Origin of the sequence: Ferranicluibacter rubi (genome assembly GCF_011603255.1) — a bacterium.
In the GTDB taxonomy this organism is placed as follows: domain Bacteria; phylum Pseudomonadota; class Alphaproteobacteria; order Rhizobiales; family Rhizobiaceae; genus Ferranicluibacter; species Ferranicluibacter rubi.
In genome coordinates this window covers 31,595-47,277 of the sequence record NZ_JAANCM010000010.1, presented here as the reverse complement: position 1 = coordinate 47,277, position 15,683 = coordinate 31,595, and the positions used below count along the sequence as shown (strand labels likewise).

Genomic DNA, 15,683 nt, shown 5'->3' with positions numbered 1-15,683 from the left:
CTTGAAGGGCCGGCGAGATCTCAGTCGATCCTCAACCCACTGTCACTGTCGAACAAATGGACCAAGCTGGCATTTGGCGTCATCGCGATCGCGTGGCTGGCTTGTTCCTCGACCCGATCACGAAAAACGCCGATGATTTTCTGCTGTCCGAGCTTGGCAAAAACCTGCGTTTCCGACCCTGTCGATTCCACCACCGTCACATCGGCGCTGACGTCGCCGCCGAGCGTGAAATGCTCCGGCCGGATACCGTAATAGGCCGGACGCCCGTCCGATCCGGCAGGCGTACGCTCAAGCGGTAGACGAATGCCGTCATCGGTTTCGAAGTACGGCGCCGGTGATGCGCGAATATGACCCTTGATCAGATTCATCGACGGCGAACCGATGAATCCCGCGACGAAAGTGTTGGCGGGTCGGTCGTACAGCGTCAGCGGCGACCCTATCTGCTCGACGCGCCCGTCGCGAAGGACGACGATCCGGTCGGCCATGGTCATGGCTTCCACCTGATCGTGTGTCACATAGATCATCGTCGTTGCCAGCCTGCGCTGCAGTTCCTTGATCTCGGCGCGCATCTGTACCCGTAGCTTTGCGTCGAGATTGGAAAGAGGTTCGTCGAACAGGAACACTTTGGGATCGCGGACGATTGCCCGACCCATCGCCACGCGCTGCCGCTGCCCGCCGGACAACTGGCGAGGGTAGCGCGCGAGATACGGCACGAGATCCAAAATCTCAGCCGCCCTGCGCACGCGCGCCTCAATGTCCGCTTTCGTTTCGCCGCGCATTTTCAGGGCAAAGCCCATATTCTCCGCCACGGTCTTGTGGGGATAGAGCGCATAGCTCTGGAAGACCATCGCGATATCACGATCTTTCGGCGGCAGATCGTTGACCACTTTTCCATCAATCCGGATGTCGCCGAACGTAATCGGTTCAAGACCGGCGACCATGCGCAGCAGTGTCGATTTTCCGCAGCCGGACGGTCCGACGAGGACGACGAATTCGCCGTCAGGGATTTCCACGGAAACGCCGTGGATGACCGTGAGGCCACCATAGGCTTTTCCGACATTGTCGATGTTCATCGATGCCAAAAGTTATTCTCCTCCAAACGGCGTCGCGCACTCCTCGCGACGGTCGACCACCCCTGAAAGACCGTGGCAGGTGGAGCCATTCAGCGCCACCTGCCTCGGCTAGCTTGCCCTGGGAGGACACCATCCGTTCAGCGAAACTTCACACATCCATATTATTTTGTAAAGTATCACATGGAAATTTCGTTCTGATTCTTACCTGAATGCATCACCTTCCTTGAAGGACTCCTGCTTGCAAAGGGCGGCATGGCGTTCACTCACCCACCACCGGGGATAACCGCCTATGAAAGCGGAACAGAGATTGTTGGCATTACGAAATTAACATAGACCGTAAAGAGCAGCAGCGCGACTAGGGGAGGCAACGGAATGCTAAAGGGGATCGACCCAATCTTGAACGCCGAATTGGTGTATGCGTTGATGTTGATGGGACATGGCGACCAGCTGGTCGTGTGTGACGTGAACCACCCTGCGCAAACGATAGCCGAGCATACCACCTATGGACGCCTCATCGATGTCTCCGGCTGCGGCCTTGAGCGTCTCGTGGAGGCCGTCATGACGCTTTTTCCTCTGGATACCTTCGTCGATGCACCGGTTAAGCGCATGCAGGTGGTCGGTGACGCGGATGCTCAGATGCCGATTTTCTCAGTGATCCAAAACGCCATAGATCGGTCGCAAGACAGACCTGTTGTGATGGAGGCCTTGGAACGCTTTGCCTTCTACGAAGCTGCAAAAAGCTCGTTCGCGATCGTCAGAACCTCTGACCCGGGGCCCTATGGATGCTTCATTTTGAGCAAAGGCGTGATTTGAAGCGGCGCTTCGGAACAACCTTATAACGACTCTTGACGTTCTCGCCCAGAGAGCTGGCTCGGGAAATCTGCACAGGGGGGATAAGTGGAAATTCTGCCTGACTTCGGCTTAGATGCCGGGAACAGGAGATACCATGACGAGACGACCGCGCCGGAACCACAGCCCGGCTTTCAAAGCAAAGGTGGCGCTCGCCGCCATCCGGGGTGAGCAGACACTGGTGGAATTATCCCAACAGTTCGATGTGCACGCCAACCAGATCAAACAGTGGAAAGACCAGCTCCTTGAGGGGGCGACGGGTGTTTTCGGCGATGAAGCCAAGGCGGAACCGGCGGGCCCGACCATCGATGTCAAAACGCTGCACGCCAAAATCGGCGAACTGACACTGGAGAACGATTTTTTGTCCGGTGCGCTCGGCAAGGCGGGATTGCTGGGCGGAAAGAAATGATCGACCGCGAGCACAAACTGTCGGTCGCACGCCAGGCGAGGCTTCTCGGCTTCAGCCGTGGCAGCATCTATTATCTGCCCCGTCCAGTGTCTGAAGGCGATCTCGCCCTGATGCGGCGGATCGACGAACTGCATCTCAACTACCCGTTTGCCGGAAGTCGGATGTTGCAAGGGCTCTTGAGGGGCGACGGGCTGGAAACTGGGCGGCTGCACGTCGCCACGCTGATGAAGAAGATGGGCATCGAGGCGATCTACCGCCGCCCGAACACGTCGAAACCGGCACCTGGGCACAAAATCTATCCTTACCTCTTGCGCAAGCTGTCGGTCACCCGGCCCAACCATGTCTGGGCGATGGACCTGACCTATATCCCAATGGCTCGCGGCTTCGTCTATCTCTGCGCCGTCGTGGACTGGTTCAGCCGAAGGGTTCTGTCGTGGCGGCTGTCGATCACGATGGAAGCGGCCTTCTGCATCGAAGCGGTCGAAGAAGCGCTCGCCCGCTATGGCAAGCCCGACATCTTCAACACGGATCAGGGCTCGCAGTTTACCTCGGTGGACTTCACGGCGGTGCTGAAGAAAGCTGAGATCGCCATCTCGATGGATGGCAAGGGCGCATGGCGCGACAACGTCTTCGTCGAGCGGCTCTGGCGGTCGATCAAATACGAGGAGGTCTACCTCCACGCCTACAAGACCGTGTCTGAGGCCCGCGTCGGCATTGGCCGATATCTGACCTTTTACAATAGCAGACGCCCACATTCATCCCTTGACCGGCAGACGCCGGATCAGGCCTACTTCAACGCGCTGGCACCCATGATGGTGGCGGCATAATCGAGGCGAGAATTCACTTAGCAAAACGCCCAAAACTGTTCAGACAAACCCAGCCACCTCTCAGGACCGTCGTCTATGTCTTGTCCGTTTGGTCCACTCAGACATCGACGAGGATATTCCGTATCCTGCCTTGATCTGGTTCCCGCATCATGTCTGCTCGGGTCACCGCAGCGCGCGTTTTCAGCGCTTTTGACGCTCTAGATGTCAACGATCGTTGCACTCGGGCGAGCCTCGAGCGCCGTCACCTGGCTGCGTTTCTCGGACCTTTCCTAGTGAATAGGACCGAGCGTGCCGTCCCAGTTCCACAGATCGAAAAAGCTGAACAGGTGCTCCTCTGCGGCAACTCTTCCGGAACGGCCCGCTATTGGCAGCCCGTGCTGAGGATGTATTGCAGGACGTTGAGAACTTCGCGTCCGTCGACCTCACGTTTGCGGCCTCCGTGCTTGGCAAGTGGGATTAAATGCTCGACCAGCGCCCATCCCGCGTCCGTCGACCCGCTGGCATAGCGCAAACCATCACGATGGTATCTTTCACGTTGACTTCATCCACAGTGCTTCCGTGCCTCGTCGAATCATAACTGCTTAGAACGAATACCGATTTAGCTCATGCAACGTCTCTTCGGACCGATGCTGAGAAACCAGACATCTGCTACTGGAAGTTCCGCGCCTTCACCTTCAGCGTATCGATATGCAAATCTCGCACGAAGATGTCCCTCGGCTGCGGCACTTTCTTCGGTCGGTCCCGCGCATCGCCTCCGCCCACGGAGCCATGCGCGAACTCGTCGCCCCGCCCTGACGTGACCTTGAACGCCGCATCCATATCCGCCAATGCGGACAGGTCGCCAGAGAGATCGAAGAGCTGCTGCGCCACGAGGTGGACGACCTGCCCTTCCCGTTGGATGCGCCCGTTGATCGCCATCATGGACGACCCTAGTACCACGCGCCGGCGTTTCTCAAACAGGCTCGGCCAGACCACGATGTTGGCCGCCCCCGTCTCGTCCTCGATTGTGATGAACATGACACCCTTGGCCGATCCGGGTTTCTGGCGAACGAGTACGAGACCGGCGGTATAGACCCAGCGGCCGTTGCGGCCCGTCATCGCTTCCTCGCAGGTGACCATGCTGCGCTTTGTGAGTTCTTTCCGCAGAAACGCGACCGGATGCTCCCGCAATGTCAGGCCGACATGACCATAGTCCTGGACCACATTGTGCCCCTCCGTCATTTGGCGCAGCGCCACCTCCGGCTCCTGCTGTTCGGCAATCGCTCGCATCTCGCGCTCCGTCGCGGCGGCAAACAGCGGTAGCGGCTCGTCGCGCAACGCCTTGATTGCCCAGAGCGCGTCCCGGCGCTCGAGCTGCAGGCTCGGCTGGAAGGCATCGGCCTCCGCCAACTCGACGAGAGAGGCCGCCGGCACGCCGGAGCGCCGCCACATGTCGTCGACGCTCTCGAAGGGATCGTCCATCCGGGCGGCGACGATCCGAGCGGCATCGGCTGCGGCCAGCCCCCGCACCATGCGCATGCCGAGACGCACAGCTCGCATCTTGGTGCCGGATATCTTCTCCAGCGTGCAGTCCCAGCGGGAGCGGTTGACGCAGACCGGGCGGATCTCGACCCCATGGGCGCGCGCGTCTCCGACGATCTGGGCCGGCGCATAGAAGCCCATCGGCTGCGAGTTGAGGAGGGCCGCGCAGAAGGCATCGGGATGATGACACTTCACGAAGTTGGAGGCATAGGCAATCAGCGCGAAAGAGGCGGCATGGCTTTCGGGGAAGCCATAGGAGCCGAAGCCTTCGAGCTGGCTAAAGGTCTTTTCGGCGAACTCCGGTGAGTAGCCGTTCTTCACCATGCCCGAGACCAGCTTGTCCTTGAACCGGCTCACACCGCCTGTGAACTTAAAGGTGGCCATGCTCTTGCGCAACTGATCGGCCTCGCCACCGGTAAAGCCCGCGCAGACCATCGCCACCCGCATGGCGCTTTCCTGGAAGAGCGGCACGCCGAGCGTCTTGCCGAGCACGGACTCAAGCTCGGGGGTCGGATATTCCACCTTCTCCTTGCCTTCCCGGCGACGGAGATAGGGATGAACCATGTCGCCCTGGATGGGCCCCGGCCGCACGATCGCCACCTGCACCACGAGATCATAAAAGGTCCGGGGCTTGAGCCGCGGCAGCATGGCCATCTGCGCCCGGCTTTCGATCTGGAAGGTGCCGAGCGTGTCGGCCTTGCGGATCATCGCATAGGTGGCAGCATCTTCCTGAGGGAGGCTGCCGAGGTCGAGATCTTCGTGCTTGTGCGCGCGGATGAGGTCGAAGGCCTTGGACATGCAGGTGAGCATGCCGAGCGCAAGCACGTCGACCTTCATCATCTTCAGCGCCTCGACATCGTCCTTGTCCCACTCGATGATCTGCCGGTCCGCCATGCTCGCTGGCTCGATGGGCACGAGATCGTCCAGGCGATCGTGCGTCAGCACGAAGCCACCCGGATGCTGGCCGAGATGGCGCGGCGCGCCCATGAGCTGTTGGGCAAGCGACAGCGTCAGCACCAGCCGCCGATCGTCCGGGTTGAGGTTCAGCTCCTTGACGTTCCTCTCGCTGACCGCCTCCGACCACGACCACATGCCGGACGAAAGCGCCTTGATCAGATCTTCCGGCAGGCCCAGCGCCTTGCCGACGTCGCGGATCGCGCCCTTGGCCCTATAGCGTGTGACGGTGGAACAGAGCGCTGCCTTCTGATGCGTATAGGTCTTGTAGATCCACTGGATGACCTCTTCGCGCCGCTCATGCTCAAAGTCGACATCGATATCCGGAGGCTCGTCCCGCTCCTGGCTGACGAAGCGCTCGAACAGCAGGTCATTGGTCTCGGGATCGATCGAAGTGATGCCGAGGATGTAGCAGACGGCGGAGTTTGCAGCCGATCCCCGCCCCTGGCAGAGTATGCCTTGCGAGCGGGCAAAGCGCACGATCGAGAAGACGGTGAGGAAGTAGGGTGCGTAGCGCATGGTGCGGATGAGATCGAGCTCATGGCGCACGGTCTTCAGCACGCTCGGGGGCAGACCTTCGGGATAGCGATCGGGGATGCACTCCCAGACATAGTGCTCGAGGGACTCTTGCGGTGTCTTGCCGGGAATGATCGCCTCTTCCGGGTATTGGTATGTCAGTTCCTCAAGCGAAAAAGTGCAGCGGGACACGATCTCCATCGTTCGGGCGAGCGCCTCGCGGTGGCGCGGGAACAGACGCTCCATCTCCTCCGGCGGCTTGAGGTACCGGTCGGCATGGCGCTCGCGCTCGAAGCCGACCGCGTCGATGGTGGTGTTGTTGCGGATACAGGTGACGATGTCCTGGAGCTGCCGACGGCCCGGCTCGTGGAAAAGCACGTTGTTGGTGACGACGGTGCGCACCCGGTAGCGGTGGGCAAGGATCTCGAGCTCATGCAGCCGCATCTGGTCGTTCGGCCGGCGGCGCAGGGACAGAGCGAGATAGGCACGATCACCGAAGGCACCCGACAGCTTGCGGAGCTGCACCGCGCAGGTCTCGTCAGGCAGATCGGGCACGAGCACGGCGATGAGGCCCTCGGCATAGAGTTCGAGATCCTCAAACGACAGGATGCAGTTGCCCTTGCCGCCACGGCCCTTGCCGAGCGTCAGAAGACGGGTAAGGCGGGAATAGGCGGCGCGGTCGGTCGGATAGACCAGCACTGACATGCCGTCGGCAAGATCGAGCCTGCAGCCGACCACCAGACGGATGCCGGTCGTGCGCGACGCCTCGAGCGCCCGCACGATGCCCGCGAGCGAATTGCGATCAACAATACCCAACGCCTGAATGCCGAGCGCATGGGCGGTCGCAAACAGCTCTTCTGCTGAGGACGCGCCGCGCAGGAACGAGAAGTGGGTCGTGACCTGGAGCTCGGCATATCTCATGCGGCGCATCTCATGCGAAGATCCCGTGCAGGAACCAGCGGTGCGAGCCGGTCGCCAAGTTCTCGCCGTCGCCGCTGCGGAACACCCAGAAGCGTTCGCCTGCCTCGTCCTCCAGTGTGAAGTAATCGCGCACGGCTGCAATCTCGCTGTCGCGCTTCCACCACTCGCCAAAGACACGCTCAGGCCCGTCCGCCCGCTTGACGCGTCTCCGCTTGCCGCGCCAGGTAAACGACACGGGCGGCTGGTCGGGCAGGAGCGCGATGACGTCGATCGGGTCGGGGTGGGCCAGAAGACGCGTCGGGCGCGGCCAGTGTAGGGTCCATGTCTCCAGCACATCGGCGGCGGCCGCCGCGATCCGGCGCACGCTACGTTCCGGCACGTCGCTGGCAACCGCCGCATAGCGGTAGACCCTGTGACCGCGATTGCCGAAGATGTCGATCAACGGCGTGATGTCGCGATCGGTGTCATCGACAAGGGTTGATGCGCTCTGCGTCTCCTCCAGCGGCTCCGCCATGACGGCGGCCAGCGACAGCTTCTCGATACCGAAGCCCGGCTCGATCTTTTCGGTGCGGTCGCGGAAGAGTTTTGTGAGCCAGGCGATGTCGCGGGCGGGCTTTGCCGTGCCCGCCCGGATCGCCTGACGCGTGCCGTCCACTTTCTCCACAAGGAGATCGGCGCGCCGGATGCCAAGCCCCCTCTCCTGCAGCTTCTCCACGAGCGCCACCACCAGACGACCGACATACTTGTCGATGGTCTCGGCGGCTCCGATGGGCTCGGCAAAGGAGCGCGAGACGACGATGAGGTCCGGCGTGCGGACAGGATCGATCGGCTCAGACACGCGGCCGAACATCTGATCAAGCCGGCGGCCGATCTCGGGGCCAAAGCGAAGCGCCAGCGGCGCACGCGGCGTGGCGGAAAGTTCGCCGATGGTGCGGAAGCCGAGCGTGCGCAGATCGGACACGGTCTTCTCGGGCAGACGCAGCCGCGCGATCGGCAGACGCTCGACGGCTCTCGCTGTCTGGCCCGTGGGCACGATCACGGTCTCGCGCGCGATGGTGCGGGCGCAGGCGTGCGCGGCACCCCAGGTATCGGCGATGGCGACGCGTGCCGTGAGGCCCTTTGGGCGGAAGCGGTTGGCAATCCCGGAGATCATCATCGCCTCGCCGCCCTGGAGATGATCGGCGCCTTCCGTGTCAAGCACGATGCCGTCGGTGCCATCCACGGCAACGACGGGCGAGTAGATCTTCAGCGCCCAGAGCGACAACCGCTCGAGCGCCCGTGCGTCGGCCACCGGATCGGCATCCACCATCATCAGCCCGGAGAACAAGGCCTGCGCCTTGGCGGCAGCCATGCCGATGCGCACGCCGGCCGTAACGGCTGCCGCATCCGCTGACGATACCCAGCGCTTGGCACCGCTTCGCGCGATCACCACCACCGGCTGCTCAGGCGGAATATCCGGATCGTCGCGACGGATGCGATCGGTCGGTAGCGTCGGCAGATAGATGGATACGACCCTGGGCATCACAGGCTCCGACAGTAAATTCCGCGCATTCTCCCGATTTGACCCGCATCAGCTCCAGGAACCATTGCGGCCGGCCGACACCGGGAACCGGCAGCGCCACCGACGGCAGCACGCTGACCCGCCAGCGCGTGGTGGATGCCGTCGGCTGGCCGAAGTCGTTGGCCTCCGTCTGCCGTCGCCATCGCCGCACCACGAGACCGAGCGTCCCGGACTTCTCGGCGGCAAGCTGGAGCCGACGCGAGGCGGTCATTGGCAGGCGCACGAGTTCGCCGACCACGGCACCGAGACCGCCATGCGATAGGCCCTCTTCCATCGAAGCCAGCACGTCCTCCTCACGATCGACTTCCACGAAGACCACACGATTGGCATCAAGGCCGACCTGGGCAAGCGCGGGGAAGAACAGGTCCGGCCGCGTGAGGCACCAGACGACCTTGCCCTTGGTGCGCGCGGCAATCCCCGCAGCAAACAGGGCTGCTGCCGCACCATCGACCGTGCCGGATCCGCCGCCGGCGATCTCGTGCAGGGCACCACGGGCAAGACCGCCGCCCGGCAGAACGGCATCGATGGCGAGCACGCCGAACGACAGCCAGCCGGCTTGTCGCGGAACGCTGCGCTCCAGCGTCGCGATCCGGTCGCGAAGCTCGGTGAGAACCTGTGCGCGGGCAGCCGTCATCGATCACGCACTCCTCTCAAGGTTTTGCGGGTTACAAGCGCGGCATCATGCCGCTAACGAAGTTGATGTTCATGACTTGTTCTTTTCGCGATAGGAGTCAAGTCCGCCTTCAATAGGAAAATAATCGGGAAAGTGCAGAGGTTGGCGATTCCGCTTTTGATTCAGAATGGTAAGTCGCGGACCACCTTCCGGATCATCAACAGGAAATGTACCGGCCTGTGGAGCATGCGTCATCGCCCACTCCCCGACTGGTCGCTACTCGTAAAATCTTGTCCGCATGCTAGGATCGCCCAACCCTATCTCTCGATCAGCCATCACTGCGGGAAGCGACAGATGTGTAACCTCTACAACATCACGACGAACCAGGAGGCGATCCGCGCCTTTGCCAATGCTGCCCGTGACATCATCGGCAATATGGAGCCGTCGCTCGATGTCTACCCCGACCGGATGGCGCCGATCGTGCGAAACGCACCCGACGGGGTGCGCGAGCTGGCGTCTGTGCGATGGGGCATGCCGAGCTCGAGCCAGGCGCTGTACGAGGCCGCGACCAAGCGAGCCGACAAACTGCGCGCCAAGGGGAAGGACGTGGACTTCGACAGGCTCCTCAAACACGAGCCGGACGGTGGCACGACCAATGTGCGCAATACCGCAAGCCGCCACTGGACGCGCTGGCTGGGGGTCGAGAACCGCTGCGTCGTGCCCCTCACCCGCTTTGCCGAGCCGAACCCGGCCGCCAAGGTCGAAGGCGGGCGCACGCCAAATGCTTGGTTTGCGGGCGACACAAGCGAACCGCTTCTGTTCTTTGCCGGAATCTGGGTCAAGGACTGGACGAGCGTGCGCAAGGTCAAGGAAGGCCTGATCACCGCGGACTACTATGCCTTCCTCACCTGCCCGCCCAACGCGGTCGTCGGACCAGTTCACCCCAAGGCGATGCCGGTGATCCTCACGACACAAGATGAGGTCGAAGCGTGGCTGACGTTACCCTGGCCGGAAGCAAAATCGCTGCAGCGTTCGCTACCGGATGATCGGCTTGTTCTCCTCGATGCCGCCGCCGAATAGACACCAGCGTGAACTGGCACCATCGAAGGTGTAGACTCGTTGCGTTGGCTTGGCCGGATCTGACGCCTATCGCATCGCCATGTCGAGACATGAAAAGGATGAGGTCGAACGTCTGCGGGCCGACGCTGGCGTCAGCGGAGACGCTCGATTGATCGGGGCGCGCGCGAGGCATTCTCCTCAAAATGCGGGCACGACGATGGAGATCGTCGTCGCAACCCCGGCCAGCGCGAAGGCCGAGTCGACACCGCGGTGGCATGGTCTCGGCAACAATCGCAGGTATCGGACTGATCGTTGCGGGAAGCAAGCGCGACCGCCCATGTCGAAGGATCAGCCGAGAAAGGGCATACCAGCTGCAGCGCTTTGCGCGAAAGCCGTTCGCCTCCCGTGAGACCGGATAAAGGGTTGCCGCAGGAGGTTTAGCATAGCGCCGACACCGTCGGAAACCGGGACCGACAGCCCCCGGCGAGCGGGTCCGCTTCCCCGATCCTTCGACGGATTTGACATCGGGACAACAGAGCGAAACATGGTGTCAGATGGCCGGAATGGTTGAGTATCGCTGCGGCCAGAACTTCGACACTTGAGGGTGATTAGCGCTGCTTTCCCGCACCGGCAAAGAAGAAGATTGTGCCCAAAATTATGAAGGCTGCAAAGAGCAGAAACATTGCTGATCCTCCCAGCAGTTCCAACGCCGCGCCACCGAAGGTCGGCCCGATAAAGCCACCGACGGCCGAGAGGGAATGCGCCCCGAAGGAGCGTCCGCGGTTCTTGGCGTATGATATGCTGTCGACGAGCATGTACTCGGCGGGCACCACGAGAATTTCGCCAAGGGTGAAGACCACCATAGAGGCGGCAAAACCCGCCAATCCATCCGATACGGAAAAACAAAGCTGACTGACGACGAGCAAGCCAGATCCCAAGAGCAGTGCCCGTAATGGTCCGACCCGCTCGATCATCGGTCGGGTGAAAGCGCTCGCCGTGAGCACGACGAGACCGTTGATGGACAACAGGTATGCGTAGATGGTCGCACCATCCTTCATGTTTTCAACGAGGTAGGGAGCAAGCGTTGCCGACCACTGGCCATACACGGCAACGAACAACGTGCTGCCCAAGGTAAAATAGACCAAAGCGCTGTTGCCGAACGCCTCCCGGATACTCGCGATGACACCTGGCCTTAATGCTTTCGGCTCGTCCGGATCGACCGCGGCTGGCCGATATGAGCGATACAGAAGGAGCGCCATCGCCCCGTAAACGCATGCCCCGACGAGAAAGAGGGGTGTGGATGCCAAGCCCGCACCGACGCCGATGAGAGGACCGACAACCCACCCGGCATTCGATGCAGTGTACCGCCAGGAGAAGTATTTCAGCCGTGTCCGCTCGGTGCAGAGGTCACTCATCAACGCCCGCGAGATCGGGCCGTAGAGGGACATCGCCGTTGCCGCGACACATTGCGCGACGCTGAACAGGAGGACGCTTTCGGCCAGTCCCAAAACCAGTGTTGAGATGGAAAGTGTGCCCAGCACGAGCGACAACATCACCTTCCGACCGGTTCGATCCGAGAGCGCTCCAGCAAAAGGTCCGGCGATCGCGCCCGTCAGCGAACCAAATCCGAGCAAGAGCCCGATCATCATCGGCGTCAGCCCAAAGGTCTGCTGGAGTTTCACGGCGAGGAAGGAAAGCGTCATGGCGCGCGTTAGGGTGACGAAACCGGCCCCCACCGTCAGGAGAAGCACCCCCGGGGGAATACGGTCCTTGCTGACCTCGGGCTCTGCCATTTCTCTCACCTCGTGTCGGCAAACCACCATTCGGATTGTCGGATATGACAGGTATGCGAAGCTGTCAGTGCACGCCAAATCAGACTATGGTTACGAGACGTAAGACCTCGTCTCGATCGGAGTAAGATTGCGCCTTCACCTAACGCTTGAGGACATCAGAGACACGAAGCATCGTGGTGAAATCGACAGCTTACTGCGCATAACCTGCGCGCGTTACGACCTCTCCCACGCGACGTTTCTCGCGTTGAGATTCAAATCGTCGTCGAAGCACGACCCCTTCTACTTCACAACCTATCCCGAAGCTTGGGTAGACACCTATGTCGCTCGTAATTTCTTCGAACTCGACCCACTGATCGGGGTCAGCCTTGCCGGTCTTCTGCCGGTCGACTGGGAATCCGTGGATCGAACCGACCGCAATGTGTCTCTTTTTTTCGAAGAGGCCCTGTCGCACGGTGTCGGTCCGAATGGCCTCACCTTTCCTATTCGCGGCCCCTACGGGGAACGGGCATTTTTCTCCGTTTCTTCCCATTTCACGCAGCCGGACTGGGCAGACCTCAGGGCCCTGATCATCAACGACCTCCATGTTCTCTCCTACTACCTTCACGAGACGATCCTTGGCGTTACAGGCCTGCGCCCGGTGGTCCGGAGCAAGGCTTTGTCACGGCGAGAAAAGCAGTGTCTAGAACTGCTCGCAGCCGGACAGATCCACAAACAGATCGCGGCCACTTTGGAGATTTCGGAAAGCTCCGTCCGCTTGTATTTGAGGACGGCGCGGCACAAGCTTGGCGCGCTCACCAGCCATCACGCGGTTGCCCGCGCCACGATCCTTGATCTGATCAACATCTAGCGGACCTCCCTCGCCATCACGAACCCGGCTGCCTCGATCAATAGGTCTTTGAGGCAGATGTGCAACCTGGAGGATCCGTCAGATTGCGGCTGTCCAGCTTCAAGGTGAAACTCGTCCATCAGGTTCGAACAGCGGCGGAAACCCATGGCATGACGCCAAATCTGCAGCCGGCCGAGCTTTCCAACCCTTCTGAAGGAGGCGATGATGGCCAACGCAAGCACGATCGATGGTTGGCGACAGGCTCCACGCCTGACGTCCTTTTCGGCGTTTTTCGACCGAACCGCCGGCGGGCTCGATGGCATGCCAGATGTCGCAGTGCCGCGGCCGGATCTGAGCATGCTGGATTTCGATATGGAGTGTGCTGTCTTCTTCGACACCCAGAAAGCCTTATGGGGTGCTTTCGACAGCCACTACTTCGCCAGCATTCCCTTCAGACTGGAGGAGGAATGCAGACTGGGCGCTGCGACGCTCTCTTTCGCGCTGAACCGTTGGATGTCGAAATCGTCCCCCGCAACGCTTTATACGTTGGGGGCGGGAACGGGGTGCCTCGCCCGAACGCTTGGCGTCCTCGGGGGCGGGCGTATCAAGACGCTTTGCTGCAGCCCGACGGCCGCCAATCAGACGGCATTCAACAGGCGGCGTGGCAGCGAGCATGCGCACTTCTTCCTGGGACCGTTTTTCGAACTTGACGACGCGCGCTATGCCAGCGACGATGCCCTCGAGCCCTTTCGCGAAGGCTTCGACATTCTTCTGGAGGACACGACATTCCAGATGTACGGCTCTGACAGGGTACAGCAACTCGACTTCATCATGCCGAAGATCCGCGACGGTGGCCTGCTGATCCAGGTCCAGAAGCTGTCTCACCCGGACCGTGATCTCTATGACGCCCGCGAGCGACAGAAAGACGACGTCTTCAAGCCGCGCTATTTCTCGCGTGCGAATATCTCGGGAAAGAAGAGCGAGATCCTCGACACGATGGTCGATTTCCAGGTGGATCTCGAGGCCACCACGAACGCGCTGAGGTCCTTCTTTCGCTATTCGGTCGCCACCTGGAACAGCGGGAATTTCTATACCATCGTCTCGTCGAATTCCCGCTCATCCATCCTCGCGTTCATCTCTCTCCTGAAAAGACCTGCACTTCCGCCGGCCTATTGCTATGCCGAGCTTCCTCTCGTGCTCGTTGACACGAGCTCCGATCCAATTGGAGCCGTGCTTCACTGGCGTGGAGACGTCGGCCATGCATCTCACAGGACGGCAGCGTAGATGACCTCGACAGCGGCAGAGGACGCCCGCGCCGCCGCCAGTGCAGAGGATGTCCGGCGTTGTCTGACAAACCTCATGCCGTCCACCGCGCGCTTCTGGTCACGCCCGATCAAAGACTATGCCGCCTTTGCCTACAAAACTGCGCCCTTCGCTGCGAACAATCCGATCCGCGCGCATGCGATGACCCTCCTCCAAAGGCGGGTGGAGGCTGCAGCGCTTCGGTCCGGATATGATATCTGTGAGGCCAGGGCCGCCGCAGCGGAGTTAACAGAAAAGCCGGTGTTGCAAACAGGCCCGCACTGTCTGCTGCTGTTCGAGCCGGATGCCTTCTACACCCATTTGTTCAGCCTGATGGGTCTTCAGGCGCACGAGCGAGACTGGCACATCACTTATTGCGTCTCGACGACGAGTTTCAGTGAGAGCGCCAAGAAGGGTGCCGGATGGCTGCGCCTCGACGGCACGCCCCTTAATCTCTTCGGGCTTCCCCGGAGCCGGATCGACAGGTCCAGTATCGGATGCCTCAACGGGCCATACCGCTTCGCTCTTACAGACTCTGCAGGCAACATCGCTCCGAACGCTTCCGCAGCTCGATTGTTGGGTGAACTCCCCTCCGGCTCCTATCCATCGGCGGCCGAAGCCATCAAGGTCGCCAATCAGCACCTCTGGAACGGCCGGTTTTTGGGTCAGGCCAAGCTGCTCCAACTCGATGACTTCGACATTGCCGACCTCCTGGCTGATCATTTCGAAGATGAACAGTCATGGCTGGCGAACGGATTTGCCGGGAACACAAAAGTCGCGGCGGCGATGCTGGGTGAGATCGACCGCTTGAACAGCGGTCCGTGGGCAGGATGGGTCCGCCGGACGACCGATCTGTTCTGGCGATTGGAACGCGACAGGATCATCCCCCTGCGTCTTGAGGCGGGCGTCCTCAGCAGTGGCGGCGACGAGGACTTCCATCTGACGTTCGCGCCGTCTCATCTCGCAAGCGCGCTGCGACGGCGCGATATTCTTCCCAGCCTCCTGACTGCCTTCCTGGTGATGTCGATCCTGCCGGGCGTGCGGGTGCTGGGTGGATGCCGCCAGATCGTTTATCTGCCTCTGATGCGTCACCTCGCCGCCGTCGGCGTCCGGCTGTCAGGTGCGAACGACCTCCTTGAGGACATGAGGGGAGACACCTTACCTGGCATGTGGGGACATCGTGTGATCGCACCCGGAGGGAGCGACCCGTACCGAGAGATCGAGGCGTATGGAAGCGTCTCGGCGCTTTTGGCACGCTATGCCGAAAAAACGCTTGTCGAGACCAGTGGTGAGTTGTCGGCTTTCACCCGGGACCCCATCTGGGCCGAGATGTCGAGGCGCCTTGCCTCCGGCGAACGCATCCGCGATCAGGACGAATGGCGCTGGGCCTAATACCGACAGGCGACGCAGTTCGAGTGCTGTGCATTCGACCACTCTGCCACCTCTCCGCGAGGTCGGA

General features: G+C 61.2%; 13 protein-coding genes. 6 read left to right on the top strand and 7 right to left on the bottom strand.

Translation table 11 applies throughout. From position 1 onward, the window contains the following. Positions 1-20: 20 nt before the first annotated feature. Positions 21-1,082, bottom strand: a complete 1,062-nt coding sequence (locus tag G8E10_RS18205; protein ID WP_167130198.1) for an ABC transporter ATP-binding protein — start codon at positions 1,080-1,082, stop codon at positions 21-23. Between the two features lie 363 nt (positions 1,083-1,445). Here G8E10_RS18205 and G8E10_RS18200 point away from each other — a divergent pair, with 363 nt between their 5' ends. Continuing rightward, positions 1,446-1,886 carry an RbsD/FucU family protein gene (locus G8E10_RS18200; RefSeq protein ID WP_167130197.1) on the top strand — a complete coding sequence of 147 codons (441 nt, stop codon included), beginning with the start codon at positions 1,446-1,448 and terminating at the stop codon, positions 1,884-1,886. Between the two features lie 133 nt (positions 1,887-2,019). After that, a protein-coding gene (locus G8E10_RS18195; protein ID WP_167130196.1) for an IS3 family transposase occupies positions 2,020-3,158 on the top strand; the annotation gives its coding sequence in 2 pieces (ribosomal slippage) (positions 2,020-2,278 and positions 2,278-3,158; 1,140 coding nt in all). A 361-nt stretch (positions 3,159-3,519) separates the two neighbouring features. On the opposite strand, the gene G8E10_RS26350 is transcribed toward G8E10_RS18195, so the two are convergent. The 5 genes from G8E10_RS26350 to G8E10_RS18170 form a co-directional block, all read right to left on the bottom strand. Continuing rightward, positions 3,520-3,669 carry a transposase gene (locus G8E10_RS26350; protein WP_167130195.1) on the bottom strand — a complete coding sequence of 50 codons (150 nt, stop codon included), beginning with the start codon at positions 3,667-3,669 and terminating at the stop codon, positions 3,520-3,522. Between the two features lie 137 nt (positions 3,670-3,806). After that, positions 3,807-7,070 (bottom strand): error-prone DNA polymerase, encoded by a 3,264-nt coding sequence (locus G8E10_RS18185; protein WP_167130194.1) that lies wholly within the window; start codon positions 7,068-7,070, stop codon positions 3,807-3,809. 10 nt (positions 7,071-7,080) lie between these two features. Further along, positions 7,081-8,592: a Y-family DNA polymerase gene (locus tag G8E10_RS18180; RefSeq protein WP_167130193.1), complete on the bottom strand. Its 1,512-nt coding sequence runs from the start codon at positions 8,590-8,592 to the stop codon at positions 7,081-7,083. Then, positions 8,513-9,265: an ImuA family protein gene (locus G8E10_RS18175; protein WP_132450077.1), complete on the bottom strand. Its 753-nt coding sequence runs from the start codon at positions 9,263-9,265 to the stop codon at positions 8,513-8,515. The genes G8E10_RS18180 and G8E10_RS18175 overlap by 80 nt, the downstream gene beginning before the upstream one ends. Before the next feature lie 69 nt (positions 9,266-9,334). Continuing rightward, positions 9,335-9,499 (bottom strand): hypothetical protein, encoded by a 165-nt coding sequence (locus tag G8E10_RS18170; protein WP_167130192.1) that lies wholly within the window; start codon positions 9,497-9,499, stop codon positions 9,335-9,337. A 99-nt stretch (positions 9,500-9,598) separates the two neighbouring features. Between G8E10_RS18170 and G8E10_RS18165 the strand changes: the two genes are divergently transcribed. Then, entirely contained in the window at positions 9,599-10,324 is a 726-nt protein-coding gene (locus tag G8E10_RS18165) for an SOS response-associated peptidase (protein ID WP_167130191.1), read from the top strand. A 587-nt stretch (positions 10,325-10,911) separates the two neighbouring features. Here the strand turns inward: G8E10_RS18165 and G8E10_RS18160 are convergent. After that, positions 10,912-12,096, bottom strand: a complete 1,185-nt coding sequence (locus G8E10_RS18160; RefSeq protein ID WP_167130190.1) for an MFS transporter — start codon at positions 12,094-12,096, stop codon at positions 10,912-10,914. Positions 12,097-12,223: 127 nt separating this feature from the next. Here G8E10_RS18160 and G8E10_RS18155 point away from each other — a divergent pair, with 127 nt between their 5' ends. The 3 genes from G8E10_RS18155 (at position 12,224) to G8E10_RS18145 (ending at position 15,616) form a co-directional block, all read left to right on the top strand. Then, a complete protein-coding gene (locus G8E10_RS18155) occupies positions 12,224-12,943 on the top strand; it encodes a helix-turn-helix transcriptional regulator (RefSeq protein WP_281517654.1) in 720 nt (239 codons plus the stop codon). Between the two features lie 204 nt (positions 12,944-13,147). Next, on the top strand, positions 13,148-14,206 hold the full coding sequence (locus G8E10_RS18150; protein ID WP_167130189.1) for a class I SAM-dependent methyltransferase: 1,059 nt from the start codon (positions 13,148-13,150) through the stop codon (positions 14,204-14,206). Then, a complete protein-coding gene (locus G8E10_RS18145) occupies positions 14,207-15,616 on the top strand; it encodes a hypothetical protein (protein WP_281517653.1) in 1,410 nt (469 codons plus the stop codon). Positions 15,617-15,683 lie beyond the last annotated feature (67 nt).